The sequence below is a fragment of the Pseudomonas sp. Leaf127 genome (assembly GCF_001423155.1).
Classification (GTDB): Bacteria; Pseudomonadota; Gammaproteobacteria; order Pseudomonadales; family Pseudomonadaceae; genus Aquipseudomonas; species Aquipseudomonas ovata.
The window spans coordinates 15,998-41,808 of record NZ_LMOA01000006.1; the positions used below are offsets into that span (position 1 = coordinate 15,998).

The 25,811-nt window shown below is 63.8% G+C and carries 21 protein-coding genes and 1 pseudogene; 8 read left to right on the forward strand and 14 right to left on the reverse strand.

What is annotated here, in order from left to right:
- Positions 1-130: 130 nt before the first annotated feature.
- The 11 genes from ASF84_RS06245 to ASF84_RS28990 form a co-directional block, all read right to left on the reverse strand.
- On the reverse strand, positions 131-802 hold the full coding sequence (locus ASF84_RS06245) for a glycosyltransferase (protein ID WP_056836348.1): 672 nt from the start codon (positions 800-802) through the stop codon (positions 131-133).
- Positions 771-1,397, reverse strand: coding sequence for a class I SAM-dependent DNA methyltransferase (locus ASF84_RS06250; protein WP_056836350.1), 627 nt, complete (start codon positions 1,395-1,397; stop codon positions 771-773). Before ASF84_RS06250 ends, ASF84_RS06245 begins: the two co-directional genes overlap by 32 nt.
- A complete protein-coding gene (locus tag ASF84_RS06255) occupies positions 1,394-2,164 on the reverse strand; it encodes a PIG-L deacetylase family protein (RefSeq protein ID WP_056836352.1) in 771 nt (256 codons plus the stop codon). Before ASF84_RS06255 ends, ASF84_RS06250 begins: the two co-directional genes overlap by 4 nt.
- The gene (locus ASF84_RS06260; protein WP_201783667.1) at positions 2,161-3,162 is read right to left on the reverse strand and encodes an acyl-CoA dehydrogenase; all 1,002 of its coding nucleotides are present in this window, start codon (positions 3,160-3,162) and stop codon (positions 2,161-2,163) included. Before ASF84_RS06260 ends, ASF84_RS06255 begins: the two co-directional genes overlap by 4 nt.
- 5 nt (positions 3,163-3,167) lie before the next feature.
- Positions 3,168-5,339, reverse strand: coding sequence for a glycogen debranching protein GlgX (gene glgX, locus ASF84_RS06265; protein WP_056836354.1), 2,172 nt, complete (start codon positions 5,337-5,339; stop codon positions 3,168-3,170).
- Between the two features lie 162 nt (positions 5,340-5,501).
- On the reverse strand, positions 5,502-5,891 hold the full coding sequence (locus ASF84_RS06270) for a DUF2934 domain-containing protein (protein ID WP_056836355.1): 390 nt from the start codon (positions 5,889-5,891) through the stop codon (positions 5,502-5,504).
- 17 nt (positions 5,892-5,908) lie between these two features.
- Positions 5,909-8,713, reverse strand: coding sequence for a malto-oligosyltrehalose synthase (locus ASF84_RS06275; RefSeq protein ID WP_056836357.1), 2,805 nt, complete (start codon positions 8,711-8,713; stop codon positions 5,909-5,911).
- Positions 8,710-10,788, reverse strand: coding sequence for a 4-alpha-glucanotransferase (gene malQ / locus ASF84_RS06280; protein ID WP_056836359.1), 2,079 nt, complete (start codon positions 10,786-10,788; stop codon positions 8,710-8,712). The genes ASF84_RS06275 and malQ overlap by 4 nt, the downstream gene beginning before the upstream one ends.
- Entirely contained in the window at positions 10,781-12,592 is a 1,812-nt protein-coding gene (gene treZ, locus ASF84_RS06285; protein WP_056836361.1) for a malto-oligosyltrehalose trehalohydrolase, read from the reverse strand. Before treZ ends, malQ begins: the two co-directional genes overlap by 8 nt.
- A gap of 17 nt (positions 12,593-12,609) precedes the next feature.
- Positions 12,610-14,199 carry a glycogen synthase GlgA gene (gene glgA, locus ASF84_RS06290; RefSeq protein WP_056836494.1) on the reverse strand — a complete coding sequence of 530 codons (1,590 nt, stop codon included), beginning with the start codon at positions 14,197-14,199 and terminating at the stop codon, positions 12,610-12,612.
- Positions 14,200-14,350: 151 nt separating this feature from the next.
- Positions 14,351-14,659: a hypothetical protein gene (locus tag ASF84_RS28990; protein WP_156684162.1), complete on the reverse strand. Its 309-nt coding sequence runs from the start codon at positions 14,657-14,659 to the stop codon at positions 14,351-14,353.
- A 122-nt stretch (positions 14,660-14,781) separates the two neighbouring features.
- Here ASF84_RS28990 and ASF84_RS06295 point away from each other — a divergent pair, with 122 nt between their 5' ends.
- Positions 14,782-15,273, forward strand: a complete 492-nt coding sequence (locus tag ASF84_RS06295) for a GNAT family N-acetyltransferase (RefSeq protein ID WP_056836362.1) — start codon at positions 14,782-14,784, stop codon at positions 15,271-15,273.
- 37 nt (positions 15,274-15,310) lie between these two features.
- Here ASF84_RS06295 and ASF84_RS29445 read toward each other — a convergent pair whose 3' ends face one another.
- Positions 15,311-15,487, reverse strand: a complete 177-nt coding sequence (locus ASF84_RS29445; protein WP_164708443.1) for a DUF6026 family protein — start codon at positions 15,485-15,487, stop codon at positions 15,311-15,313.
- Between the two features lie 298 nt (positions 15,488-15,785).
- Between ASF84_RS29445 and gnd the strand changes: the two are divergent.
- The 4 genes and pseudogenes from gnd to ASF84_RS06315 all read left to right on the forward strand — a co-directional run.
- Positions 15,786-16,766 (forward strand): annotated as a pseudogene (gnd, locus tag ASF84_RS06300) (phosphogluconate dehydrogenase (NAD(+)-dependent, decarboxylating)); the annotation flags it as partial.
- The gene (gene zwf, locus ASF84_RS06305) at positions 16,766-18,292 is read left to right on the forward strand and encodes a glucose-6-phosphate dehydrogenase (protein WP_056836367.1); all 1,527 of its coding nucleotides are present in this window, start codon (positions 16,766-16,768) and stop codon (positions 18,290-18,292) included. The pseudogene gnd and the gene zwf, both read left to right, overlap by 1 nt.
- Positions 18,285-19,100: a Cof-type HAD-IIB family hydrolase gene (locus tag ASF84_RS06310; RefSeq protein WP_056836370.1), complete on the forward strand. Its 816-nt coding sequence runs from the start codon at positions 18,285-18,287 to the stop codon at positions 19,098-19,100. Before zwf ends, ASF84_RS06310 begins: the two co-directional genes overlap by 8 nt.
- A gap of 31 nt (positions 19,101-19,131) precedes the next feature.
- On the forward strand, positions 19,132-20,958 hold the full coding sequence (locus ASF84_RS06315; RefSeq protein WP_056836371.1) for a glycoside hydrolase family 15 protein: 1,827 nt from the start codon (positions 19,132-19,134) through the stop codon (positions 20,956-20,958).
- Positions 20,959-21,060: 102 nt separating this feature from the next.
- Here the strand turns inward: ASF84_RS06315 and ASF84_RS06320 are convergent, their stop codons facing one another.
- Positions 21,061-21,417 carry an MmcQ/YjbR family DNA-binding protein gene (locus ASF84_RS06320; protein WP_056836373.1) on the reverse strand — a complete coding sequence of 119 codons (357 nt, stop codon included), beginning with the start codon at positions 21,415-21,417 and terminating at the stop codon, positions 21,061-21,063.
- Between the two features lie 120 nt (positions 21,418-21,537).
- On the opposite strand from ASF84_RS06320, the gene pcaD reads away from it, so the two are divergent.
- Positions 21,538-22,329: a 3-oxoadipate enol-lactonase gene (pcaD, locus tag ASF84_RS06325; protein ID WP_056836375.1), complete on the forward strand. Its 792-nt coding sequence runs from the start codon at positions 21,538-21,540 to the stop codon at positions 22,327-22,329.
- Between the two features lie 51 nt (positions 22,330-22,380).
- On the opposite strand, the gene ASF84_RS06330 is transcribed toward pcaD, so the two are convergent.
- Positions 22,381-23,409, reverse strand: coding sequence for an AraC family transcriptional regulator (locus tag ASF84_RS06330; protein ID WP_056836377.1), 1,029 nt, complete (start codon positions 23,407-23,409; stop codon positions 22,381-22,383).
- A gap of 294 nt (positions 23,410-23,703) precedes the next feature.
- Between ASF84_RS06330 and ASF84_RS06335 the strand changes: the two genes are divergently transcribed.
- Together ASF84_RS06335 and ASF84_RS06340 are read left to right on the forward strand one after the other, a co-directional pair.
- Positions 23,704-24,948: a dienelactone hydrolase family protein gene (locus ASF84_RS06335; RefSeq protein WP_056836378.1), complete on the forward strand. Its 1,245-nt coding sequence runs from the start codon at positions 23,704-23,706 to the stop codon at positions 24,946-24,948.
- A 9-nt stretch (positions 24,949-24,957) separates the two neighbouring features.
- Positions 24,958-25,761 carry an SDR family oxidoreductase gene (locus ASF84_RS06340; protein WP_056836380.1) on the forward strand — a complete coding sequence of 268 codons (804 nt, stop codon included), beginning with the start codon at positions 24,958-24,960 and terminating at the stop codon, positions 25,759-25,761.
- The last annotated feature ends 50 nt before the right edge of the window (positions 25,762-25,811 follow it).

The following is a 25,811-nucleotide window of genomic DNA, read 5'->3' on the forward strand; positions in this document are numbered from 1 at the left end:
CTTGCCCGCGACCGGCTGCGTTAGCAGTCGTAAAATTTCAGCGTTTCACAAATTTTTGCGAGCGCTTCGCACTCGGTCGCGGGCAAGCGCGCTCCTRCAGACAGGGGSCGCGTATGAAGCCGYTYGGCCGTTACACAGGCWRCGGCGYAGCCGCTTCCAGCGMCCGCAGGTAATCACCAAACCCGCCCTGTGCCCGCGGGTCCAGGCGGGTGCTGGTGGTCACCTGCGGGCGGCAGCTCCAGGCGATGCGGGCGCCGGTGATTTCCAGCTGGCGAACCAGGTGCACATCCTCATGGCAGGCCAGCGCCGGGAATCCGCCGGCGCGCTGGTAGGCCTGGGCGCTGATGCCCAGGTTGGCACCGTGGATATGGCGATGATCGTCGCGCTGCTGGTACAGGCTCAGGTAATGGGCCCTGGCCGCTGGCGAATAGTGTTCGCACCACTGGCTTGGGGTCACGGTGCCGCATACGGCATCGGCGTCGAGCAGCAGTTGCTCGTACAGCCAGTCTTCGGCCACGGTGCTGTCGCCATCGGTGCACGCCAGCCAGCGCGCCCCTGCGTCAACCAGTGCCTGGGCGCCGGCCGCACGCGCCTGACCAACGTTGCGGGCCTCCACTTCCAGCGTCATCACGCCGCGACGACGGGCAATCTCGGCCGAACGATCGGTGCAGCTGTCGAGCACCACCAGAATGCACACGGGCTCGCCGTGCAGGCCCGGATGCACGGCGGCCAGTTGCACGGTGGCCAGGCACAGGTCCAGCAACTGTTCTTCATTGTGAACCGGGATGAGCACGCCGATCATCATCGAACTCCTTTTGCGCGACTGAAAGCCTGTCACGGCTGAATACATCCAGAAGAAAGTCCGCCTCCCGGTGTGTGCAGGTCCGGTGCAGAGGCAAGTGCTCGGCAAGCAAGCGGTGCACCTGTTCGGCATCCAGCGGACAGCCTTCGATGGCCGGGCGCCAATGGCAGGCCAGCAATTGGCCGTCGTCGCTGAGCGAGGTCAGCGCGCGCCTGATCAATTGCTGCAGGTCCTGTGCGTCCAGGTAATAACCCAGTTCGCTGAACACGATCAGGTCGAAAGGACCTTCGGGCCAGTCGTGGGGCAGGCGACCCTGGATGACCGTGGCGTGGGCCACACCGTCCAGGCGCTGGCGGGCCAGGTTCACTGCACGGTTTGAGGTGTCGCAGCCCAAGAAGCGGTCACAGCGCCCGGCCAGGGCGGCGCTCAACTCGCCATTGGCGCAGCCGGGCTCGAAAATCGACCGATAGTGCTCGCGGGGCAGGGTGGCGAGGGTCAGCGCCCGCTTGCGCCGTTCATACCAGCGCTGGCGGAAGGCCCAGGGATCGTCAGTGTTCTGGAACAGGTCATCGAAATAATCGTCCGCCACACTCATAGGAACACCAGTTCGAACGGTTGCAACAGGCGCGCCTGTGCCCATACAGGCAGTACCGGTGCCAGGCGGATGGCCGGATCGCCTTGCAACTGGCTGACAAAGGCCTGCACGGCATCATGCTTGCGTGCCAGCAAGGCCGGGTCCAGGAGCAATTTGCGTGCACGTTCCCAGGGCAGGCGCTCGTCTTCCGGGCCTGCCCAGTGCCAGGCCCAGATCGGCACTTCGTTGAACTGCGCACCGACTGCCGCGCAGGCGTTGGCGCACGCACGCCCCACGGCTTCGTGATCACCATGCCCGTCGCCGCGCCAGGTGCCGAACACCACGTCGGTGGGCAGCAGGTGCCTTTCCAGAAAGGCTTGCAGTTCGGCTTCGCGCTCGACCACGGCGCCGTCCTGGTACGCACTGCGCAGCCAGGGCAGGTCAGCCGGCAGGCCGAGCCGCTGCAGCGCCTCGGTGCTTTCTTCAGGGCGGGCCGCCGCCAGGCGCGAGGCCGGCCAGAGGGCCGAGCCCGGGTGACTGGCGGTGCCGTTGGTGACCGAAATCAGCAACAGTTCGCGTTCAAGAAGGTGCAGCTGGCTCATCAGGCCGCCACAGCCGAGCACTTCATCGTCTGGATGCGGCGCCACGATCACTGCCCGGCACTCTGAGGGCACCAGCAGGTCGGCGCTGATGGCGGGTACGGCGGCCAGCCTGCTTGAGGCCTGCCAGGCACTGAGCGGGGTGCCGCGACCATCGACGTCGTCGCTGACCACGAAGCCTTCATTCATAGGTTCCATTCCTGGATGGGTGCGTGCTTCACGGCCAGTAGGCCGAGTATCGCCAGGTCACGCTCGGCATGACTCTGGCGCAGGAATACGGGCAGGTCGGCCATCAAACGGGCAAATCCTGTGTCCTTGCAATAAGGCCCGGCGCCCAGCGCCCGGCCTACATGGCTGATCACGGTATCGACACACGCCTCGACACTGGCGCGGCAGCGCCGGGCCAGGTGTTCAGCGTCTGCCAAGGGATATTGGTCAAGTTGCACGGCCGCGTTGCGCAGCACCTGCACGGCGCTGTACAGCGCCGCATCCACGGCACCCAGGTGCGCCAGGGCGTGCGGTTCATCACGTTGCGCCAGTTGGCGCGGCAGATACCGCGCCAGTGCCTGGGCCGCCCCGTACCAGCAGGCAGCAATGCCGATTGCCCCTTGCCAGAAGCCCTGGCGTTGCAGGTAAGCACCAGGCGCGCCGACCCGCCAGCCGACGGCGTGCTCGAAGCTTACCTCGACACTGGCGGTTGCCCCCATGCCCACCGCGCACCAGCCCTCGTCGGTCACCTGTACGCCGGGCTGATCGAGCGCCACCGCGACCAGTTGCTGGCGGTTCTGCTCGTCCCAGGCGGTCAACAGCGCGTGACTGAGCACCGGCGCGCCGCTGCACCAGGCCTTGAGGCCATCCAGGCGCACGGTGTCGCCGACACCGCTGACCCGCACGCGGGCCTGCGGTGGTTCGGCGGCCCACATCCCCCAGGTGCTGCCCGCAGGAACCTGCGGCGCACCCAGTTCGGCCATGATTGCCAGCGCATCGGTGTGGCCTTCGTAGAACTTGCATAATCCCAGGTCATGGCCGGCTACGCAGGCCAGGGCCTGCCAGCGCGCCAGGGTCTGGCCGTCTGCCGGTAACGGCAGACGATCAAGGCCCTGGCTGACCATCTCTTGCAGGCACACGCTCAATTCAGCGGTGCCGGCCCGGGTGAGGCTGTGCTGGTCGAAGAATGCGGCCAGCATGACGGTTACGCCTGTTCGTCGTGCTGCAGTTCGAACAGCAGCAGCGAGCGTGGCGTGACGGTGTAGGTGCTGCCCGACTCCAGGCGCGTCTTGCGCGGTGCATCGTCCAGGTTTGTGTCGATCAGGCAAGTGTAATGCGTGCCTTCCGGCACCTCGGGCAGGGTGAATTCCACGCCTTCGTGATGCGCATTGACCACCAGCAGCAAGGTGGCGTCGGCACCGGGGCGTCGAATACCGGTTTCCTGGGCGCGACCGTCCATCAGCATGCCCAGGCAACGACCGTTAGGGTCCTGCCACTGCTCGACGCTCATTTCATTGCCGTCCGGCGCCAGCCAGGTGACGTCCTTGACGCCGATTTCCTCGTTGTAGTCGCCCACCAGGAAACGGCTGCGACGCAGGATCGGGTAACTCTGGCGCAGCTTGATCACGCGTTTGACGAACTTGAGCAAGGCCTCGCCGTCACCGTCCAGGTTCCAGTTGATCCAGCCGATCTCGCTGTCCTGGCAATAGGCATTGTTGTTGCCATGCTGGGTTCGGGCGAACTCGTCACCAGCGACCAGCATCGGCGTGCCCTGGGCCAGCAGCAAGGTGGCGAAGAAGTTGCGCATCTGGCGCAGGCGCAGGGTGTTGATCTCGCCATCGTCAGTCGGGCCTTCGACGCCATGGTTCCAGGACAGGTTGTTGTTGCTGCCGTCCTGGTTGTTTTCGTCGTTGGCTTCGTTGTGCTTGTCGTTGTACGACACCAGGTCGTGCAGGGTGAAGCCGTCGTGGGCAGTGATAAAGTTCACCGACGCCTGTGGGCGACGGCCGCGCTGGTTGAACATGTTGCCCGAGGCGGTAAGGCGTGCGGCAAAGTCAGGCAACTGCGCTTCGTCGCCTTTCCAGAAGGCGCGTACGGTGTCGCGGAACTTGTCATTCCACTCCATCCAGCCCGGCGGGAAGCCACCGACCTGATAGCCGCCCGGGCCGCAGTCCCAGGGCTCGGCGATCAGCTTGACCTGGCGCAGCACCGGGTCCTGGCGGCAGGCGACCAGGAAGCTGTGGCGCTCGTCGAAGCCGTCGTGGTAGCGGCCCAGAATCGTCGCCAGGTCGAAGCGGAAGCCGTCGACATGCATTTCCGAGGCCCAGTAGCGCAGCGAGTCGGTGACCATCTGCAAGACGCACGGGTGGCTCAGGTCCAGGGTATTGCCGGTGCCGGAGTCGTTGATGTAGAAGCGCTTGTCATCGGGCATCAGGCGATAGTAAGAGGCGTTGTCGATACCGCGCATCGACAGGGTAGGGCCCAGTTCGTTGCCTTCGGCGGTGTGGTTGTAGACCACATCGAGGATGACCTCCAGGCCGCCCTTGTGCATGTGCGCGACCATTTCCTTGAACTCGGCAATCTTGCCATGGGCCAGGTAGCGCGGGTCCGGGGCGAAGAAGGCAATGCTGTTGTAGCCCCAGTAGTTGGTCATGCCCTTTTGCAGCAGGTGCTGGTCATTGACGAAGGCATGGATGGGCAGCAGCTCGACCGAGGTCACGCCCAGCTTGCGGATGTGTTCGATGACTTCCGGCACTTTCAGGCCCAGGAAGGTGCCCTTGTATTCCTCAGGTACGGCCGGGTGCAGCTTGGTGTACCCGCGTACGTGGGTTTCATAGAGGATGGTCTTGTCCCACGGCGTACCGACACGCTGGTCGCGGCCCCAGGTGTAGGCTTCGTCGATGACCTTGCTCTTGGGCACAAAGGGTGCGCTGTCGCGCTCATCGAAGCTCAGGTCGCCATCGGGGTGGCCGATGGTGTAGCCAAACAGCGACTCGGACCATTTCAGCTCGCCGACCAATTGCTTGGCATAAGGGTCGATCAGCAGCTTGTTGTGGTTGAAGCGATGACCATTGCGCGGATCATAAGGGCCGTATACCCGATAGCCGTAAACCAGCCCTGGATGGGCGTCGGGCAGGTAACCGTGGAAGATTTCATCGGTGTATTCGGGCAGTTCGATACGTTCCAGCTCCACCTCGCCGGTGGAGTCGAACAGGCACAGCTCGACCTTGGTGGCGTTGGCCGAGAACAGGGCGAAGTTGACGCCCAGGCCGTCCCAGTTGGCGCCGAGTGGAAAGGGCAGACCTTCACGCAGACGTGAAATGGAAGGCTTGGATTCAGGGGTGTCATGGGAAGCTTTTTTCGACGACGTGCTCATGGTTGTTTCCTGAAATAAGATTTTAGTGCCTGAAAAGGTGTTTTACGGGCGGCCGTTCCCGTTATCGCGGCCAAGGCCCGACAAGGTCGAGAAAAAGCAGGGTCAATCAACGCCATCAGCGCCGCGAATCAGCCGGCGCTGTGGCATGGAACCGTCACGCGATCAAGGCGCGGCGGGCTTGCGGGGTCTTTTTACAGCAGGCTTTGGTGCAGGCTCGGAGGCCGATTTCAAGGCCGGCTTGTCCGCCGCATCCGGCGCCTTGGCCGCCGCGGCAGGCTTAGGCTTGGGTGCTGCCTTGGCCGCCGGTTTGGCAGCCGACGCGGCCTTGCCGGCCGGCTTGGCCGGAACCGGTTTGCCATCATCAACACCCTCGACGCTGGGTAGTTTGGGTTTGCTGGCTTTGCGTGCGGGGCTTTTGTCAGGCGCCAAGGCTTGCGCCTCGGCCAGCTTGCGTGCCATTTCCCAATGGCGGCTGTCATGGCCGTCCGGCCGACCTTCCGATTCCCATATCTGGTACGCAAATTCGCGGATTCTTTTTTCGTCGGCACTCATCTCGACACTCCCGGGTATTACAAGGTTTGTATGAACAGGTTTACAGAAAATTCCTTGAGCGCATCGCTGAGCGGCAACTCCTTTTCACTCAGGCCGACCTTTTCATCGAACAGCCCTTGCCAGGCACTGTCAGGGTCAGCAAACGGCAGCAGCACACGCGTGTCGCCCCAGCCATCGGTCTGTATGAATGGAGTTGATGCCGTGCCCAATAGTTCATTGCAGATGCGCGGTACCAGAACAACGGCATAGCGGTCTTGCCAGAATCGTGCAAAAGCCAGCACGTTGTCGGCATGGCGACCGGTCACTTCCAAAGCAATATAGTCGCCGTGAGCGAAGAGGTCGGCCTGTTCGGCGCGCCGGTTCAAGGTGCGGGCAATCAGGGCTTGCTTGACGCGTCCGTCACGCCAGTGCGTCAGCAGCTCGCTGACCGGTGCAGGCTCGGCCAGGGCCTTGGCACGGGCCTGGTAGTCGACCGGGCGCCGGTTGTCCGGATCGACCAGGCTGAAGTCCCAGAATTCCGTACCCTGATAGAGGTCCGGCACGCCCGGCACGCTCATGCGCAGCAAGATCTGGGCGAAGCTGTTGAGGGCGCCGGCAGGTGCCAGGCGCTGCGCGGTCGCGCCCAGCGACTGGCGCAGCGGTTGTGTCTCCGGAGCCAGTAGCAGGCGTTCGAGGAACGCCCGGCAAGCCCCTTCATAGGCCTGGTTTGGCGAGGCCCAGCTGCTTTGCAGCTTGGCTTCGCGCAGGGCCTTTTCCTGCCAGCGGCTGACACGCTCGAAATAGGCCTGGCGAGCGCTTTCGTCGTCCAGTTCCAGGTCCAGCGGCCAACTGCCCAGCAGGGCCTGATACAGCATCAGCTCGTCACCGCCACTAATGCTGACATCGCCGTCCTTGAGCGGTTGGGCCAGTTGGCGCCAGCGTTCGACCTGTTCGGCATACCAGCCAGCCTGTTCACTCAGCACGGCCAGGCGCGTGCGGGTGTCCTCACCACGCTTGTGGTCGTGGGTGGCGGTGGCCAGCAGGTTGGCGGGGAAATGCGCCTGGCGCGCTTCACAGACAGCATGAAAGTCAGCCGCCGGCGCACTGAAGTGTCCGGGATGGAAGCCGACATCGTTGCGCGACAGCAGCACCGCCGAGCGGTAGAACGAAGTGTCTTCCACCGACTTGGCTGCCACCGGCGAGGTCAGCTGCTGGAAGCGTACGCAGGCGTTGCGGTACAGCTTGCGCAGCTTGCCGCGTGGCAGCGAACGCCATGAGGTGCCACCCAGCCAGCGTTGCAGCCATTCCAGCACCGGCCAGTCACCTTCATTGAGCTGGGTGCGTGCCCCTTCCATGGCCTGCTGGAAGAACCGTTCGTCTTCGGCCGAGCGTCCGCACACACTGATGTAGGTGCGATACACCGGAAAATTGCACACCAGCGCCAGCAGGGCCCGGCGAATGGCCCCCAGGGTCAGGTCGCGGCTCATCAGGTCGCTGCGGGCCACCTGCAGCAGTGCCTGGGCAACGTTCTCGAAGTCGCCGGCCAGCGTGCCATGCAGCACCAGGTCACGGGCAACCAGTTCTTCTTCGGCAAACACCGCCGTGCGTTCGCTGACCTGGCGCCACAGCTCGCCCAGCGGCGCCTCGCCCTTGGGGTCGTGTTGCAGCAGCGACACCTGGTTCATGAATTCATAGCCGGTGGTGCCGTCGATCAACCAGTCCTGGCGCAAGGCTTCATCGCTGCCCAGGATCTTTTCGACGTAGATCGGCAGATGGTCCAGTTGCGCCTCGGCAGGCCGCTGGGCCAGCAGGCCTTGTACGCGCCGATGCAGCTTGCGGCAGTAACCGCGCGGATCCGCCAGGCCGTCGACATGGTCAATGCGCAGGCCATCGACCAGGCCTTCGGTGATCAGCTGGAAAATCTTGCCATGGGTGGCTTCGAACACCGCCGGGCGCTCGACCCGCAGGCCGCCCAGTTCGTTGATGTCGAAAAAGCGCCGCCAGTTGATGTCGTCGCCGGCAGTGCGCCAGCTGGCCAGTCGGTAATGCTGGTCTTCAAGCAACTGATGCAAGCGCTTGAAGCCTTCGGGCTGGCTGGAGTCCCAGGCTTTGAGGCCGCTTTCCAGGGCCTTGAGCACGGCCGGTTCGCCAGCGGCTTCGGCCAGTTGTTCGCGCAGCTGGCGCGCACGTTCATAAGCCTGCGGATACTGGTCCAGCGCCGTGAAACGCTCGGCCAGTTCGCTGAGCGCCGGGTGTCCGGCGCTGAGCAGGATCGCACCGTAGTTGACCGGGCAGATCGGGAAGTGATGCTGGTAATGCTCAATGTAGAAGCGGCCTTGCCCGGCGTCGAAGCGCAGCGGAATGTCCCCGGCCTGCAGCACCTTGCCGTAGTCGTCGCCCAAGAAGGGCAGCAGCAACTGGCCCTTGAGCAGCGGGTCTGGCGAGTGCCACTGGATGTCGAAGAACATCGCGAACGGGCTGCCACGGCCCCACTCCAGCAGGTCCAGCCACCACGGGTTGTCGGCACCGCCAACCGCCATATGGTTGGAAACGATGTCCAGAATCAGGCCCATACGGTGCTCACGCAGGGCCGCCACCAGCCGGCGCAGGGCGTCTTCGCCGCCCAACTCCGGATTGATCACGGTCGGGTCGACCACGTCATAGCCGTGCATGGAGCCGGCCCGCGCCTTGAGCAACGGCGAGGCGTAGATGTGGCTGATGCCCAGACGGGCAAAATATGGCACCAGGGCGACAGCGTCGTCGAGGGTGAAGTCCTTGTGAAACTGCAGGCGTTGGGTGGCGCGCAACAGCGCAGGACCCTTGGGGGTAACGGTGGTACTCATCGGTCACGCTCCGCAGCTTGCTGACGGGCCTGTGACAACAGTTCCAGGCGCCGGGCAGCGTCTTGCTCGTCCAGCAGGTTAACAGGCGCCGGCGAAAGCCTGCGCCGCCAATTGGGGTGAGTGTCAATGGTGCCGGGCAGGTTGGCCTGCTCCAGCAAACCCAGGGCATCTTCGATGGGCAACAGCACCAGTGGCGCACGGGTATGGCCCAGGTAGCGGATGCTCGCGTCGATGATCAGGCTGCCGTCTTCGGTGTCGGCGGCAAAGCCTGCATTGTTCTGGCTCAAGGCCTGGCGCAGGCCGTCGTATTCGCGGCTGCGTTCCTCGCGCCAGTGCTGCTGGGCCTGCGCATCGACATGGCCGAGACGGGTGTGCCACTCGATGTCCAGTTCGTTGAGCCAGCCATTGAGGGTCGGCAGGTCGTGGGTGCTGGTGGTGGCCAGCGCGTCCGGCGACCAGTCCAGGATCGGCTTGAACACGCCATTGCGCTGTTCGAACAGCAAGACGCGCATGCCCAGGATCGAGCGGCTCGACAGTTTGTCATGCAGGCCGGCCGGCACGGTGCCAAGGTCTTCGCCAAGCACGATCGCCTTGTGCCGCCACGACTCCAGGCACAGCAGGCGCAGCATGTCGTCGATCGGGAAGTTCAGGTAGGCGCCCTCGGTGGGCGGTGCGCCCACCGGGATGACCCACAGGCGTTGCAGGCCCATCACATGGTCGATGCGCAGGCCGCCGGCGTGGGCAAAACACGCCCGGAGCATTTCGATAAAGGCACGAAAGCCATTGCGCTTGAGGCCTTCGGGCGAAAACGCCGAGATGCCCCAGCTTTGCCCGGCGCGGTTGAGAATGTCAGGGGGCGCGCCGACGGTCAGTGCCGAGAGCAGTTCGTCCTGACGACTCCAGGCCTGGCTGCCGGCACCGTCGGCGCCCACGGCCAGGTCGGCGATCAGGCCCACGCGCATGCCGCTGCTGCGTGCGGCCGTCTGGGCGCGTTCCAGGCCGCGGGCGACCAGCCATTGGGTAAAGGCATGAAAACCGATCTGCCGGGTGTGCTCGGCGGCAAAGGCGGCCACGGCCGGACTGTCCGGCTGCTTGAAGTCATCCGGCCATTCGTGCCAGTTGCCGCTGATACCCAGCGCGCTGGCCTGCTCGCAAAGAACTTCAAAGCGGCAGTGATTTTCCAGCGCTTCACCGCCGGCGTGACGGAAACTGTTGAAGTCTTCCAGCAGGGGGTGATCACCGGCCACAAAACCGTCGTAAAGCGTACGCAGTACCTGCCATTTGGCTTTGGCCGCTGCGGGCCAGTCGATCAGCGCCAGTTGTTCCAGGCGCTTGAGTTCCTCGGCCTGGCCGCTGTCTTCAATGGCCTGGCGCCACGCACGTTCGCCCAGCAGCAGGCCGGGAGAGGCATACAGGCTGTTGAAAAACAGGCGGCTGGACGGCGAATAAGGGCTGTAGCGTTCCGGGTCATTGGCGAACATCGCATGCAGCGGGCTGATCGCCAAGGCGTCGGCGCCGCGCTCACCGGCGCTGCGGGCAAAGGCCTCCAGGGCCTGGGTATCACCAAAGCCGCCGTCGCCCTCACGGCGCAGGCTGTAGACCTGCACGCTCAGGCCCCAGGTCCGCGGCACCGGATCGTCGCAGGCCATGGCCATGCTGTAGGCGCTGGGGGGCGCCACGGCAATGGTCAGCGTTTGCCCATCGATGGTCAGGCGCTGGTAGCCGATCATGGCCTGGGCCGGCAACAGGGCGTCCTCGGTCAACTGCGACTCGACCGTCGTGCCGTCTTCCAGGTGCAACGTAAAGGGCGTGTGCGGAGCAAACCACGCCGACAGGTTCAACGCGGTGTGCTGCTCGACAGTCAGCAGCGGCGGGGCGCTGCCGCCCAGGCGTTCGGTCTGCAGGCGTTGCAGGCTGGCATCAATGGCTTCGCGGCTGTCAGCCGCATGGCCCAGCGCTTCCAGCACCTTGACCAGAACCTCGGGGCTGACGGTCTGCGGGCGATCATTGGCATCGACCCAGTGCACCGACAGGCCGGCCTCGGTGGCCAGCTTTTCCAATTGCTCACTACTCATCCCGGCTCTCCGCTGCATCATGGGCTGTCAGGCTGACAATCGCCGTCCAAGGTTCGAGGATGCCGTTTCGGGAAGGTTCGATCGAATGTCGTGGGCTGCCGAAAAGCACCTCTTCACTGCGTACAGGCTGCATGTTGGCCGCTTGTTCGCCGAGGTTCAGGTCAATGCGCAGGATCGTGCCATCGCCCAGTTGCCAGCGTGCGCTGACGGCACCCTCGGCCAGTACCTCGGCGCCCAGGGCAAAGCTGCCGGGCAGGCGCGGAATGATTTCGCGATGACGCAGTTGCAGCAGGTGCTGGTACAGCTCAAGCCACTGGCGGTGGTCCAGACCCTGGTCGGTTTCCAGGTCCAGCGCAGCCAGGGCGGGTCTTGAGGCTTCGAACGTCTGCGGGTCGTTGGGGTCGGGAATGTGCTCGCGTCGCTCGGGATCGGCGAAGGCGGCAAAGTCGGCAAACTCGTTGCGCCGGCCTTCGCGCACGGCGTCGGCCAGTTCACCGTGGTGGCTGGTGAAGAACAGGAACGGCTCGCTGGCCGCCCATTCATCGCCCATGAACAGCAGTGGAATCATCGGTGACAGCAACAGCAAGGCCGTGGCGGCCTTCAATGCCTGTGGCGGTGCCAGGCGTGGCAGGCGCTCGCCGAGGGCGCGGTTACCGATCTGGTCATGGTTCTGCAGGAACAGCACGAAGGCGGTGGGCGGCAAGTGCGCACTCGGTTCGCCACGCGCTTCACCGTGGCGCGTCGTTTCGCCCTGATACACAAACCCTTCGCCAAGCAATCGTGCCAGCTTCTGGGTCGGGTGCGCGGCAAAGTCCTGGTAGTAGGCATCGGTTTCGCCGGTCAGCAAGACATGCAGGGTGTTATGCCCGTCGTCGTTCCATTGCGCATCGAAGCCCTGCTCGAGCTTGTGTGCCTGGTTGAACTCGTTTTCCAGATTCAGCCAGACATGCCGGCCCGGCTCGATGGCGGCGCGTACTTGCAGGGCAAAGTCTTCCAGAAAGGTGGCGTCGCGGATGGCATGCACGGCGTCCATGCGCAAACCGTCGAAGCGGTACTCGTTGAGCCACATCAGGGCATTGTCGATAAAGAAGCGGCGCACTTCAGGGCGACGAAAGTCGATGGCATCGCCCCACGGCGTGTGCAGGTCGGTGCGGAAGAATTCGCGGGCATAGGCACCCAGAAAATTGCCGTCCGGCCCGAAGTGGTTGTAGACCACATCGAGAATCACCATCAGGCCGTGGCCGTGGGCGGCATCGATCAGTTGCTTGAGCTGTTCCGGGGTGCCGTAGGACGCCTGGGGGGCGTACGGCAAGACCCCGTCGTAGCCCCAGTTACGGTCGCCGGGAAACTGCGCCAGCGGCATCAGTTCGATGGCCGTGACGCCCAGGGCAGCCAGGCGTGGCAGGTGTTTCTCGACTCCGGCATAACCGCCGAGGGCACCGACGTGCACCTCGTAGATGACCGCTTCATGCCAGGGACGACCTTGCCAGTCCGGGTGCTGCCAATGCCAGGCATTCGGGTCGACGACCACGCTGCAGGCATGGACATCACCGTCCTGGGCGCGTGAGGCCGGGTCGGGCACTTCAAGCTGGTCGTTTATTCTGAACCGGTAGCGCGTGCCGGCCGGCGCCCGGGTTTCAAGCGCGAACCAGCCATCGGCCTGGGCGGGCATGGCCAATGCCTGACCGTCATCGAGCAGCAGGGTAACGGTGTCGGCATCGGGCGCCCAGAGGGCAAAACGGGTCTGTTCCGGGTCAAGCAAGACGGCGCCGTGGCGCCAGTCAGGTTCTGTACGCAGGGGCATCCGTAACCTCTTTGGTGTCAGTAGTGCAGGGCAGCGCCCAGGTTTTTCTTCAGCAAGTCCTGATACAGCTCGGCATAGGGTTCAACCGCCTGTTGCCAGTTGAAGGGTGCTGCCATGGCGCGGCAACGCATGGCATTGAGCAGTTCGGTGTTTTCGAAAACCTTGAAGGCGCGGTTCAGTGCGTCGGTGTAGCTCTCGATGGTCGATTCGTTGAACAGAAAACCGGTCACGCCATCTTCGATGGTGTCGGCCAGTCCGCCGGTATTGCGTGCCACCGGCAGCGAGCCGAAGCGCTGGGCGTACATCTGGCTCAGGCCACAGGGTTCGTAACGCGAAGGCATAAGCAGAAAATCGCTGCCGGCAAACATGCGCCGTGCATCGGTTTCGTTGAAGCCGACCCGTGCACTGATCCTGCCGGGAAAGCGTGCAGCCAGCTCACGCATCGATTCTTCAGCTTCGGGTTCGCCGCAGCCGATGATTGCAATCTGCCCGCCGTTGGCAACGATGTGTTCAGCCACCCCGATGGTCAGGTCCAGACCCTTCTGATAAACCAGGCGCGATACGACAGCAAACAACGGGCCGCTGGAGGGCTGCAGTTCGAACAGTTCGCGCACGTAGTCGGCGTTGATTTCCTTGCGCAGCCACTCATTGGGCGCGAAGTGGCAGATCAGGTGCGGGTCGGTCGCGGCGTCCCAGCTGGCGTCGATGCCGTTGGGAATGCCGCTGAGCTGGCCTCGTTCGGCCTTGCTCTGCAGGAAACCTTCCAGGCCGCAGCCGAACTCGGGGGTGGTGATTTCCCGGGCATAGGTGGCGCTCACCGTGGTGATATGGCTGGCGTAGGCCATGCCGGCCTTGATGAACGACAGCTTGCCGTAGAACTCCATGCCTTCGCTGCCCAGCGCTTCTTCTGGAATGCCCAGCTCACGCGAGGTGGTCGGGCTGACCGTGCCCTGGTAGGCCAGGTTGTGGATGGTGAAGATGCTCGGGGTGCTCTGGCCGCGCCAGCGCATGTAGGCGGGTGCCAGGCCTGCTGGCCAGTCATGGGCGTGGACCAGCTCGGGGCACCACTGGGTCTTGACGGCACCGGCCGCAAATTCGGCGGCCGCCAGGCCCAGGCGGGCAAAGCGAATATGGTTGTCGTTCCAGTCGCGACCGTTCTTGTCGCCGTACGGCGTGCCTTCGCGTTCGTACAGCTCGGGGCAGATCAGTACATAGATGACCAGGCCGTCCTTCATGTCCATGCGCCCGACCTTGCAGGGCGGCAGGGCGGCATGGCCCCCCAGTTCACTGATGATGTGAATCGGATTGCCGCTGTTGATCACTTGCGGATAACCCGGCATCAGTACGCGCACATCGTGCAGGTGACGCATGGCGCGGGGCAGTGCGGCAGACACGTCCCCCAGGCCGCCGGTCTTGACCAGGTCGGCCAGTTCCGAGGTGACAAACAGCACCTTGCGGCGGTTGACCTGCGAAATCGTGTGTTGAGGTGCGGGTGGCAGATGCAGTACGGGTATCTGGGGCCTGCCCAGAACCGGCAGATGATTCAGCTCGCTGGCCGGCTGACCAAAACTCTCTCCCTGCTGGGTTTTTACAGCGGCGCTTATCATCGTGTTCTCCCAATGAATACAAGTGTTGATGCGGTCTTTCCAGTGTTCCCAGGCCATGTCCTGCGGCCGGGTACAGATTTTCACGCAAGATCAGTACCCGTTTGCTGTCTCTGCAGCTTAAAGGACAGGGTGGTAGGTGCCATGAGCCAGATCATTCCCCAGCATAGGCGCCTCTTAGCAGATGACCCGGTGCTTTTTCATAAGTTTCGACTTTTTTATTGGCAAATGTCTGGCATGCGGCTTGGCAGCGATCCAATTGGGTAAAAACCTTGAAAATGAAGGGTCTGAAACGCACGTTAAGGGCATAAAGGTGAGTTCCATACCGTTCGTCGGATTGTCCGATACTATTGGCCGGAAGTACCTTTCCAGGGGCATAGGCCTGCTGTGATGCCACTGTATGGGCAGCTTGAATTGCCTGTAGGTCATTTCCTTCGGCATCGGATGACATCTTCTTGCGCATTAGTTGAAAATTCCTGCACATCAACTGGATCACTTTCGGCGTTGTCGCGCTAGAATCGCCCGCCCCATGCCCATTAACGGGGCATAGTGCGATTCTGCCTGCCGATTGTGACGAGGAACCCCATGCAATCCCCAGAGGTGCTGGTACTGCAAGCAAGCTACACCAATCCGGTCCATGCCGATGCCATCGGTTTTGTGCTCAATCACTATGCCGAGGATGTCATGGGTGGCGGCGAGCCCTTGCCCATGGACACCCGCCAGCAACTGGCCAGGGAACTGGCCAAGCGCGCGCACGCCTTCAGCGTGCTGGCCTTTATCGCAGGGGAGCCTGTGGGGCTGATCAACTGTTTCGAAGGGTTTTCAACCTTTGCCTGTCGGCCTTTGGTCAATATTCATGACGTGGTGGTGCTGGCCCAGTACCGTGGGCAGGGCATCAGCCAGAAAATGCTGGTCAAGGTCGAAGAAATTGCCCGCCAGCGTGGTTGCTGCAAGTTGACCCTCGAGGTGCTCGAGGGCAATGATGTAGCACTGGCGGCGTATAGAAAGCAGGGCTTTGAGAGCTACCAACTGGACCCGTCGATGGGACGGGCACTGTTCTGGCAGAAGTCACTCTGAGCGCACGACCCTGGTCGCAGGCGCGGTCAAGTAGCAACTAGACGGCGTCGGTTTCCCGGCCATAGCCGGCCTCGCGGGCCTGTTGCAGTAATCGGGTGGCTTGCGCCAGTTGATGCTGCAGCCGGGCGCGTTCCTCTTTGAGTGCACGCAGCTCGTCGCGGCGCACGCTGACATACAGGGTCTGGGGTGCAAGTACTGCGTGTACGGTGCCCATTGCTCACCTCGCAAATGGCGGGTTCAATCTTGCAAACGCGCAAGCCATGGCGATCATTTCTCATGTGCACTGGCCGGGCGTCCTGTCGGCGGCGATTCTGATTTCTTTCCCGGTGGATTGGAACTTTTATATTTTTCAGCGGTAGCGTGACTTATCGGTCCGTGATGTCACAGTGACTATTACCCGTGCGACAGCGTGCGTTCAGCTTGGCCGGGAACGATCAATACCCTGGCTGGACTAACCTGCATGCTTTAACGTTGCGCTTTATTTCTCAAGAACATGCCTCAGGGAGCCACATTTCATGCAACTCGGGATCGTTGGACTTGGCCGCATGGGCGGCAATATCGCCAGACGTTTGATGCAAAGTGGCCATACCACCGTCGTCTACGACCGTGACGAAGCCTCGCGCACCACCCTGGCCACCGAAGGCGCCACCGCCGTGACCGACCTGGCCGGCCTGGTTGCCGCCATGCAGGCGCCGCGTGCGGTCTGGGTGATGCTGCCGGCCGGTGAGCCGACCGAGCAGACCATCGAGGCCTTGAGCCAGTTGCTTGAGCCCGATGACGTGATCATCGACGGCGGCAACACCTTCTACAAGGATGACATTCGTCGTGCCCAGGCGCTGGCGCTCAAGGACCTGCATTATGTCGACGTCGGCACCTCCGGTGGCGTCTGGGGACTGGAACGCGGCTACTGCATGATGATCGGCGGCGAGCAGGCCATCGTCCAACGCCTCGACCCGTTGTTCGCCACGCTGGCACCGGGCATTGGCAACATCGAGCGTACCCGCGACCGTGCGGCCTCGGCCGACCCGCGTGCCGAGCAGGGCTATATCCATGCCGGCCCCGCCGGTTCCGGGCACTTCGTGAAGATGATCCACAACGGCATCGAGTACGGCATGATGCAGGCCTTCGCCGAAGGCTTCGACATCCTCAAGCAGAAGAATTCGGACCACCTGCCGGCCGAGCAGCGCTTCGACCTGAACGTGGCCGACATCGCCGAAGTCTGGCGCCGTGGCAGTGTGGTCTCGTCCTGGCTGCTGGACCTGACCGCCGACGCACTGGCCACTGATCCGGCCCTGGACGCCTATTCGGGCTCGGTGGCCGACAGTGGCGAAGGCCGCTGGACCATCGAGGCTGCCATCGAACAGGCCGTGCCGGCACCGGTGTTGTCCAGCGCTCTGTTTGCCCGTTTCCGCTCGCGCCAGCAGAGCACCTACGCCGACAAGATCCTGTCGGCCATGCGCTTCGGTTTCGGTGGTCACAAGGAGCCTAAATAATGGGTCTGGGGCATTCGACTGAAGCTGAAAAAAATCCGGAAGTGGCGCCGCCCACCACGTTGTTTCTGTTCGGTGCCCATGGTGACCTGGTCAAGCGCCTGCTGATGCCGGCGCTGTGCAACCTGACCCGCGACGGTCTGGTGGACGACCACCTGCACATTGTCGGGGTCGACCACAACGCCGCCACCGACGCCGAATTCGCGCAGAAACTCGAAACCTTCATGCGCGAAGAAGGTGCGAAAAAGAACACCGAGGGCGGCGACGCCCTCGACCCTGAGCTGTGGCAGCGCCTGGCGGCGCGCATCAGTTACATCCAGGGCGACTTTCTTGACGACAGCACCTACCAGAGCATTGCCAGCAAGATCGAAAGCACCGGTACCGGTAACGCGGCGTTCTACCTGGCAACCGCCCCGCGCTTTTTCAGCGAAGTGGTCAAGCGCCTGGGCACGGCCAAGCTGCTCAAGGAGCGCGGCGGCGTATTTCGCCGCGTAGTGATCGAAAAGCCCTTCGGTCACGACCTGGCCAGCGCCATGGCTCTCAACGAAAGCCTGCTCAAGGTCATGAGCGAAAAGCAGATCTATCGCATCGACCATTACCTGGGCAAGGAAACGGTGCAGAACATCCTGGTCAGCCGCTTCTCCAACGGGCTGTTCGAGTCGTTCTGGAACAACCACTACATTGACCACGTGCAGATCACCGCCGCTGAAACCGTCGGGGTCGGCACCCGTGCCGGCTTCTATGAAAACACCGGCGCCCTGCGCGACATGGTGCCCAATCACCTGTTCCAGCTGCTGGCCATGGTCGCCATGGAACCGCCGGCTGCGTTCGGCGCCGATGCGGTGCGCGGCGAAAAGGCCAAGGTGGTCGGCGCCATCCGCCCCTGGAGCGAAATGGAAGCGCTGGCCAACTCGGTGCGTGGCCAGTACACCGGCAACAAGAGCGCCGATCTGCTGGGCTATCGCGACGAAGAGAACATCGCGCCGGACAGCAACACCGAAACCTACGTCGCGCTCAAGGTCATGGTCGATAACTGGCGCTGGGTCGGCGTGCCCTTCTACCTGCGCACCGGCAAGCGCCTGAGCACGCGCAGCACCGAGATTGCCATCTGCTTCAAGCCGGCGCCTTATGCGCAATTTCGCGACACCGAAGTTGACCGGCTCAAGCCCAACTTCCTGCGCATCCAGATCCAGCCCAACGAGGGCATGTGGTTCGACCTGCTGGCCAAGCGCCCGGGGCCGAACCTCGAAATGGAAGACATCAATCTGGGGTTCGCCTACAAGGACTTCTTCGAGATGCAGCCTTCCACCGGCTACGAGACCCTGATCTACGACTGCCTGACCGGCGATCAGACCTTGTTCCAGCGCGCCGACAACATCGAGAACGGCTGGCGTGCGGTGCAACCGTTCCTCAATGCCTGGGCCAAGCACCCCGAGGTCCAGCCGTACATTGCCGGTGGCAGTGGCCCGGAGGCCAGCGACGAGCTGTTGCGCAACGACAACCGCGAATGGCGGCAGATCGATGGCTGATCACACGCCGATTCGCCTCTTGCTGTCCGACATGGATGGCACCCTGTTGCAACCTGACCACAGCCTGAGCGACGCTACCGTGGCCGCCGTCGGGCAACTGCGCGAGGAGGGCATTGCCTTCACCCTCGCCAGCAGCCGGCCGCCACGGGCCATGCGCGAGGTGATCGAGCGCCTGCAGCTCGACTTGCCCACCGCCGGCTTCAACGGCGGCACGCTGGTCAATCCCGACGGCAGCCTTCTGGCCGCGCACCGCATTGATCCTGAGGCGGTGCGCCTGTGCCTGGATACTTTTGCCGGGCACGCCGTGGATGTCTGGATGTTCGCCGACGATCAGTGGCTGCTGCGTGACCTCGAGGGCGCCTACGTCGGCCATGAGCGCAGCGCGCTGGGCTATGAGCCGGTACGGGTCGACAGCTTCACGCCGTACCTGGACCGCGTCGACAAGATCGTGGCATCCAGTCGCGATTTTGCCGGACTCAAGGCGCTGGAAAGCCAGATGGCCGCCCGGCTTGAAGGCCGTGCGCTGGCCGCGCGTTCACAGGATTATTACCTCGACATCACCGCGTTGCAGGCCAACAAGGGCGCCGCCTTGCGCGCGCTGGCCGAGCACCTGGGCATCGACATGGCGCAGACCGCTGCCATTGGCGACGGTCACAACGACGTGGCGATGTTTCGCGTGGCCGGGCTGTCGATCGCCATGGGCCAGGCTCGCCCCGAGGTGCGCAGTCAGGCCGACCGGGTGACCGGCAGCAACACCGAGGAGGGTGTGGCGCAAGCGATCCTGCGCGATCTGCTGCAGCGTGAATGAATGACTGACGTTTAGAGAAGGAAGACCCACCATGGCTGCACTGATTGAAGACTATGCCCTGTTGGGTAATTGCAAGACGGCAGCACTGGTATCACGGGACGGTTCACTGGATTGGCTGTGCTTTCCACGCTTTGACGCACCGGCGTGCTTTGCCGCCTTGCTGGGCAACAGCGACAACGGTTGCTGGAAGATTGCCCCGTCTGCCGAAATCAGGCGCACCGAGCGGCGCTACCAGGACGGCACCCTGATCCTGGAAACCGAGTTTCACACCGATACGGGTCGCGCCATGCTGGTCGATTTCATGCCTATGAACACCCAGGGGCATGTGGTGCGCAGCGTGGTCGGGCTGGAAGGGCAGGTCGAGTTCGTCATGGACCTGGCCATCCGCTTCGACTATGGCAGCACCGTGCCCTGGGTGGAAAAGCGCGAGCCGCATGTACTGACCGCCGTGGCCGGCCCCGACATGCTGGTGCTGCACAGCCCGGTCGACCTGCACCCCAAGGACCACCACACCGGCAGCCGCTTTCAGGTGGCGGCCGGTGAGCGCAAGACCTTTTGCCTGGCCTGGCAGCCGTCCAACGAACCGGTACAGGCCGCCATCGACATCGACCGGGCGTTCAGGGACACCGAGCGCTTCTGGCTTGATTTCTCCGGGCACTGCCCTGAGGTGGGCGCCTGGAGCGCACAGGTCAAGCGTTCGTTGATCACCCTCAAGGCCATGACTTATGCGCCCACCGGCGGCATTGTCGCGGCGGTGACCACTTCGCTGCCTGAAGAACTCGGCGGCGAGCGTAACTGGGATTACCGGTACTGCTGGCTGCGTGACGCCACCATGACCTTGCTGGCCTTCATCAACCTGGGGTATCTGGAAGAGGCCACGGCCTGGCGCGACTGGCTGCTGCGCTCGATCGCCGGCAATCCCGAGCAGATCCAGATCATGTATGGCCTGGCGGGCGAACGCCGGCTGCAGGAATACGAACTGCCCTGGCTCGCCGGCTACGAAGGCTCGAAACCGGTGCGGGTCGGCAACGGCGCGGCCACCCAGTTGCAACTGGACGTATACGGCGAAGTGGCCGATGCCATGACCCATGCCATGCGCAGCGGCATGCCGCAGCACCCGCGTGGCATCGGTATCTCGCGCCTGGTCATGCCGTATCTGGAAAAGGTCTGGCGCCAGCCGGATGCCGGCATCTGGGAAATCCGCTGTGAACCACGGCACTTTACCCACTCCAAGGTCATGGCCTGGGTGGCCTTCGACCGCAATGCCAAGCAACTGGCAAGCATCGCCACCAGCGACCGTGACCGCCGCCTGGCGCAGCGTTGCCGCGAAGTGGCCGAAGAAATCCATGCCGATGTCTGCCGCCATGGCTTTGATGAGCAACTGGGCAGCTTTGTGCAGTCGTATGGCTCCAAGGAAGTCGACGCCAGCCTGTTGCAGATCGCGATGACCGGCTTCTTGCCGGCCGACGATCCACGCGTACTGGGCACCGTAGAGCTGATCGAGCGTACGCTGATGCAGGATGGCCTGTTGCTGCGCTATGACAGCGAACGCACCAGCGATGGCGTCAGCGGCGGCGAGGGCACGTTCCTGGTCTGCTCGTTCTGGCTGGCCGACGTCTATGTGTTGCTGGGCCGCATGGACGAGGCGCGTGCGCTGTTCGAGCGCTTGTGCGGGCTGTGCAACGACGTGGGCCTGCTGGCCGAGCAATACGACGTCAAGGATCAGCGCATGCTGGGCAATTTCCCGCAGGCGTTCAGCCATATCGGCATCATCAACACCGCCCTGAACCTGCACCGCGCCCAGGCACCGTGCCCGATACGCGAGCGCACCGGCGAAGCGGCAGTGGAAATAGGGTGATGTGATCTGTGGGAGCGACCAACGGACGCGAATAAACCTGCGCCATTCGCGACCGTTGGTCGCTCCCACAGGATTGATTTTCAGGCCGATCATGCAGCGTATTCAGGCTGTGTCATCCAAGCGTAATCCTGCCTGCCGGCGCTTGGGCAGCTTGCCTACCACCAACTGGTGCGAGCGGGTCAGCAGGTCGCGGATTTCTTCGTCGCTGAAGGTCTCGGGCCGGGCCAGGCTGATCCAGTGGGCGCGGGCCAGATACGGGGCGGGGCGGATGCCGGGGCGGTCGACGTAACCCAGGAACAGCTCGGCCGCGACCTTGAAGGCCAGGCCGTCCCCCGCCAGGTGCATCAGCGCGAACATCTTGGTGTCCGCCACGGAAAACACCCGCACGCCGCCCCATTTGTAATCCTCCCGGGCACCGGGCAGTTGCAGGCAGAATTCGGCGATGGCTTCGCTGTGCATGGTGTGGCGTTCCTGTGAGACGTGAAGGTGTTCGATAGTCGCACGAATAATCGGTCAGCGGACTGTCGCCGCGTTCGCCCAATCTGTAGTGTGCAGGCTTTATCCTGTCAGGAGCCTCGAATGTCTGCCGTGCAACTTGCCGATGGTCCACTCAACTACCTGCTTGAAGGCCCGATTGATGCGCCGGTGCTGGTGTTGTCCAACTCGCTGGGCACCGACCTGCACATGTGGGACGCCCAGATGCCGGCCTTTACCGAGCATTTTCGCGTGTTGCGCTACGACACCCGTGGCCATGGCCGCTCGCTGGTGACCGAAGGCCCGTACAGCATCGAACAGAACGGCCGCGACGTGCTGGCCCTGCTGGATGCGCTGGACATCGACAAGGTCTCGTTCCTGGGGCTGTCGATGGGCGGTCTGATCGCCCAGTGGCTGGCCATCAATGCCCCGCAGCGCCTGCACCGGGTGGTGTTGTGCAACACCGCCGCGAAAATCGCCAGCGCCGAAATCTGGAACCCGCGCATCGAAACCGTGCTGCGCGACGGCCAGGCGGCCATGGTGGCACTGCGCGATGCGTCCATTTCGCGCTGGTTCACCCCTGAGTTCGTCGAGCGCGAACCGGCCCTCGTCGAGCCGATCGTCGGCATGCTGGCGCAGACCTCGCCTCAAGGCTATGCCGCCAGCTGTGCGGCGGTGCGTGATGCCGACTACCGCGAGCAGATCGCCTCGATCACACTGCCGGTGCTGGTGGTGTGTGGCACCCAGGATCCGGTGACCACGCCCGAGCACGGGCGCTTCATGGTTGAACGCATCAAGGGCGCCCGCCAGGTCGACCTGCACGCCGCGCATCTGTCCAGCGTCGAAGCCGATGAGGCGTTCACCCGCCCGATCCTGGCATTTCTGACCGCGCAGTAATCCCGCCTGCACGGTGTCGGGTCCGGGCCTGTGCCTGGCCCCGACACATATTCACCCGCCCGAACGACAGCGCAAGGTTGTCGACGGCAACTCGCCGTAGCGTTTGCGGTATTCCTGTGAAAACCGGCCCAGATGGGCAAACCCCCACTTCAGCGCCACATCGGTGACCGACACGTCGTGCCCGGCGCACAACGCCTGATGCACCTGTTCCAGGCGCACATCGCGCAGGTAGGCCATCGGGCTGGTGCCGGTGTACTCGCGAAAGCCGGCAAACAGGGTGCGCACGCTGACCTCGGCATACGCGGCCAGTTGCTCGACGGTCAAGGGCTCGTGGGCATGGGCGTGAATGAATTCCTCGGTACGCTTGACGAACCAGGGCGAGAGCCTGCGAGCGGTGTCTGCACCGGAGGCCAGCGGCAGGTTGTTCGGCTGGCCGTAGAGCAGGGCATTGAGCAGGGTCGATTCGAACTGCTTGAACACCAGCGGCTGGTGCAGTGGATGGCCGGCGCAGCACAACGCTTCCATCAGGGTGCCGAGCAATTGCAGGAAGTAAGCGCCGCCAGGGCTGTCCAGGTGCAGTTGCGGGGAGAACTGCAAGGGTTTGTCCAGGTGGTGGCCCAGGTGCTGTTGGCAATGGCGCTCCAGGTCACTGCGCTCCAGGCGCAAGGCCAGTTGCGGGGCGTCGGCCGCCCAGCGCATGTACACCGGCACCTCCGGGGAAATAAATGAGGCGCACAGGGGCGAAGAGGTAAAGACCTGGCCGTCGCAGTCGATCTCGGCGCTGCCGCGCAGGGGCATTTGCACGAGAAAGAAGCTTTCCAGCCGACCCGGGTCAATCGAGACCGGCGCGCCGTATTCCAGCCGGCTCAGTGACAGGTTGCCGCGCTGCAAATGGTGCATGGCCGCACTGATTGCCCTTGAAGGCCCGGTGGCCCGCAGCTCATGTGGCTTGAACACCGTGCCGACGTTTTGCCGGATGCTTTCGGCATCGTTGAGCACGAACAGGCGGTTTCTGGCATTGAACAACGGCGCCTGTTCAAGGCGATTGCTGTTGGTGGCCGATTCAATGGAAGTGTTCATGTTCTACCTCGCGCACGCACGGTTTGCGAGCAGAGTGCGCCACCCTGTTACCGGGCGTCTGCAGTATCCGGACAGTGCCTGCGGCAAACGGATACTGCGGTGCCTCTGCTGTTTCCAATGGCCACTTGAGCGGGCCTTTGAGGGGGTATCTGCAAGCGCCGCGCCACTTTATGAGCCGCAAACGGAGGTGAAACTTTATGCACCCGCCGGACAGCCCTTGCGCTGATCGGATAGTGCGCCTGCCGCCCGTGCCGCAAGAATGTTTGCCATGTCCATCGCATCGGAAACATTCCCATGAAAGGTCGCTCTATCACGGTTACAAGCCCGGCCGGCGAGTTTCAGGCTTACCTGGCCACCGCTGTCGGCGGGCGCGGCCCTGGCGTGGTGCTGTGCCAGGAAATCTTTGGCGTCAACCCGGCCATGCGCCAGGTGGCCGATGACCTGGCCGAGGAGGGCTACACGGTGCTGGTGCCCGACCTGTACTGGCGCCAGGTGCCGGGCGTTGAGTTGGGCTATAGCGAGAAAGACTTCGCCATCGCCTTTTCCTTGTACCAGGCCTTCGATGAAGCCGCGGGCGTCGACGACATCGCCAGCAGCCTGAAAGCCCTGAGCCGGTTGCCTGAATGCACCCCGGGGCCACAAGGGGTGGTGGGGTATTGCCTGGGCGGCAAGCTGGCGTACCTGGCCGCCTGCCGGTTGCCCGAGGTGGCCTGCGCGGTGGGCTACTACGGTGTCGGCATCGAAACCGCCCTGCATGAGCTCGAAGGCCTGCAAGGCCGGCGCCTGGTGCTGCACCTGGCCGGCAACGATCAGTTCTGCCCGGCCCCCGCCCAGGCGCAGATCCAGGCCGCTGCCGGCCAGGCAAAGGGCCTGACCACCCATGTGTACCCAGGCGTCGACCACGCCTTTGCCCGGCCTGCCGGTCATCATTTCGACAAGGCCGCCGCACAGATCGCCCATGAACGCACCGTGGCGGCCTTGCGCCTGAGCATCGGCCCGGACTACGACCTGTCGGCGCTGTGGGAAGAACACATCCGCCATGAGTTCGCTACTCGCGATGTGCCCGCCACGATGGCGACCATGGTCGCCGAGCCCTACGTCAATCACATCCCGACCATGACCGGCGGGGTCGGGCATGCCCAGCTCAGCCGCTTCTACCAGCACCACTTCGTGCACGGCAACCCCGCCGATATGGCCCTGACTCCGATTTCGCGCACCGTCGGCCAGACCCAGATCGTCGACGAATTCATCATGACCTTTACCCATGACAGCGTCATCGACTGGCTGCTGCCGGGGGTGCCGCCCACCGGGCGTATCGTCGAGATTCCGATGCTGGGCGTGGTCCGGTTTCGCGGGCCGAAACTGTGCCACGAGCACATCTACTGGGACCAGGCCAGCGTGCTGGTGCAGATCGGCCTGCTGGACCCGCACGGCTTGCCCGTGGCCGGTCGCGTTACTGCCGACAAGCTGCGCGATGAAACCCTGCCGTCCAACACGCTGATGCCCAACTGGGCCGACAGCGCCCACCTCAGCGTATAAGGAGCTGTCATGTCCGGTTTTCTCAATGGCCAGGCCCTGCAAGGCAAACTCGCACTGATCAGTGGCGGCGCCACCCTTATCGGCCTGGCGGTGGCCCGCGGGCTGATCGCGGCCGGCGCCCGGGTGGCGCTGCTGGATATCGACCGCGAAGCCGGTGAACAGACCGCGCGCCTGCTGGGTGAGCAGGCGACCTTCGTGGCCGTGGACATCACCGATGATGCGGCCCTGCACACGGCCCTGGCCCGGGTGCGTGGGCAATGGGGGGCGGTGGACCTGCTGATCAACCTGGCCTGCACCTATCAGGACGACGGTTTTGCCTCATCGCGCCAGGACTGGTTGCGGGCGCTGGACATCAACCTGGTGTCGGCGGTCGCCCTGGCCCAGGCGCTGCACGAGGACCTCAGGCAACGGCGCGGTGCCATCGTCAATTTCAGCTCCATTTCGGCCGGATGCGCGCAGACCGGGCGCTGGCTCTATCCGGTGTCCAAGGCCGCGATCAAACAATTGACCCGCAGCATGGCCATGGACCTGGCCGGTGATGGCATTCGTGTCAACTCGGTGTCGCCGGGCTGGACCTGGTCGCGGGTCATCGCCGAGGTCAGCGGCGGCGACCGCGCCAAGGCCGACCGGGTCGCGGCGGCCTACCACCTGTTGGGACGCCTGGGCGAGCCGGAGGAGGTCGCCAACGTGGTCACCTTCCTGTGCTCGCCGGCGGCCAGCTTTGTCACCGGCGCCGACTATGCGGTCGACGGCGGCTATTCGGTGATGGGTCCCGAGCAGAACCTGCCGGCCATCCCGCGCCTGGCCGAATGACCCGGCCACCCCCTGTTCATCAACCCGATGGCGCCGCCTGTGCGGGGCCG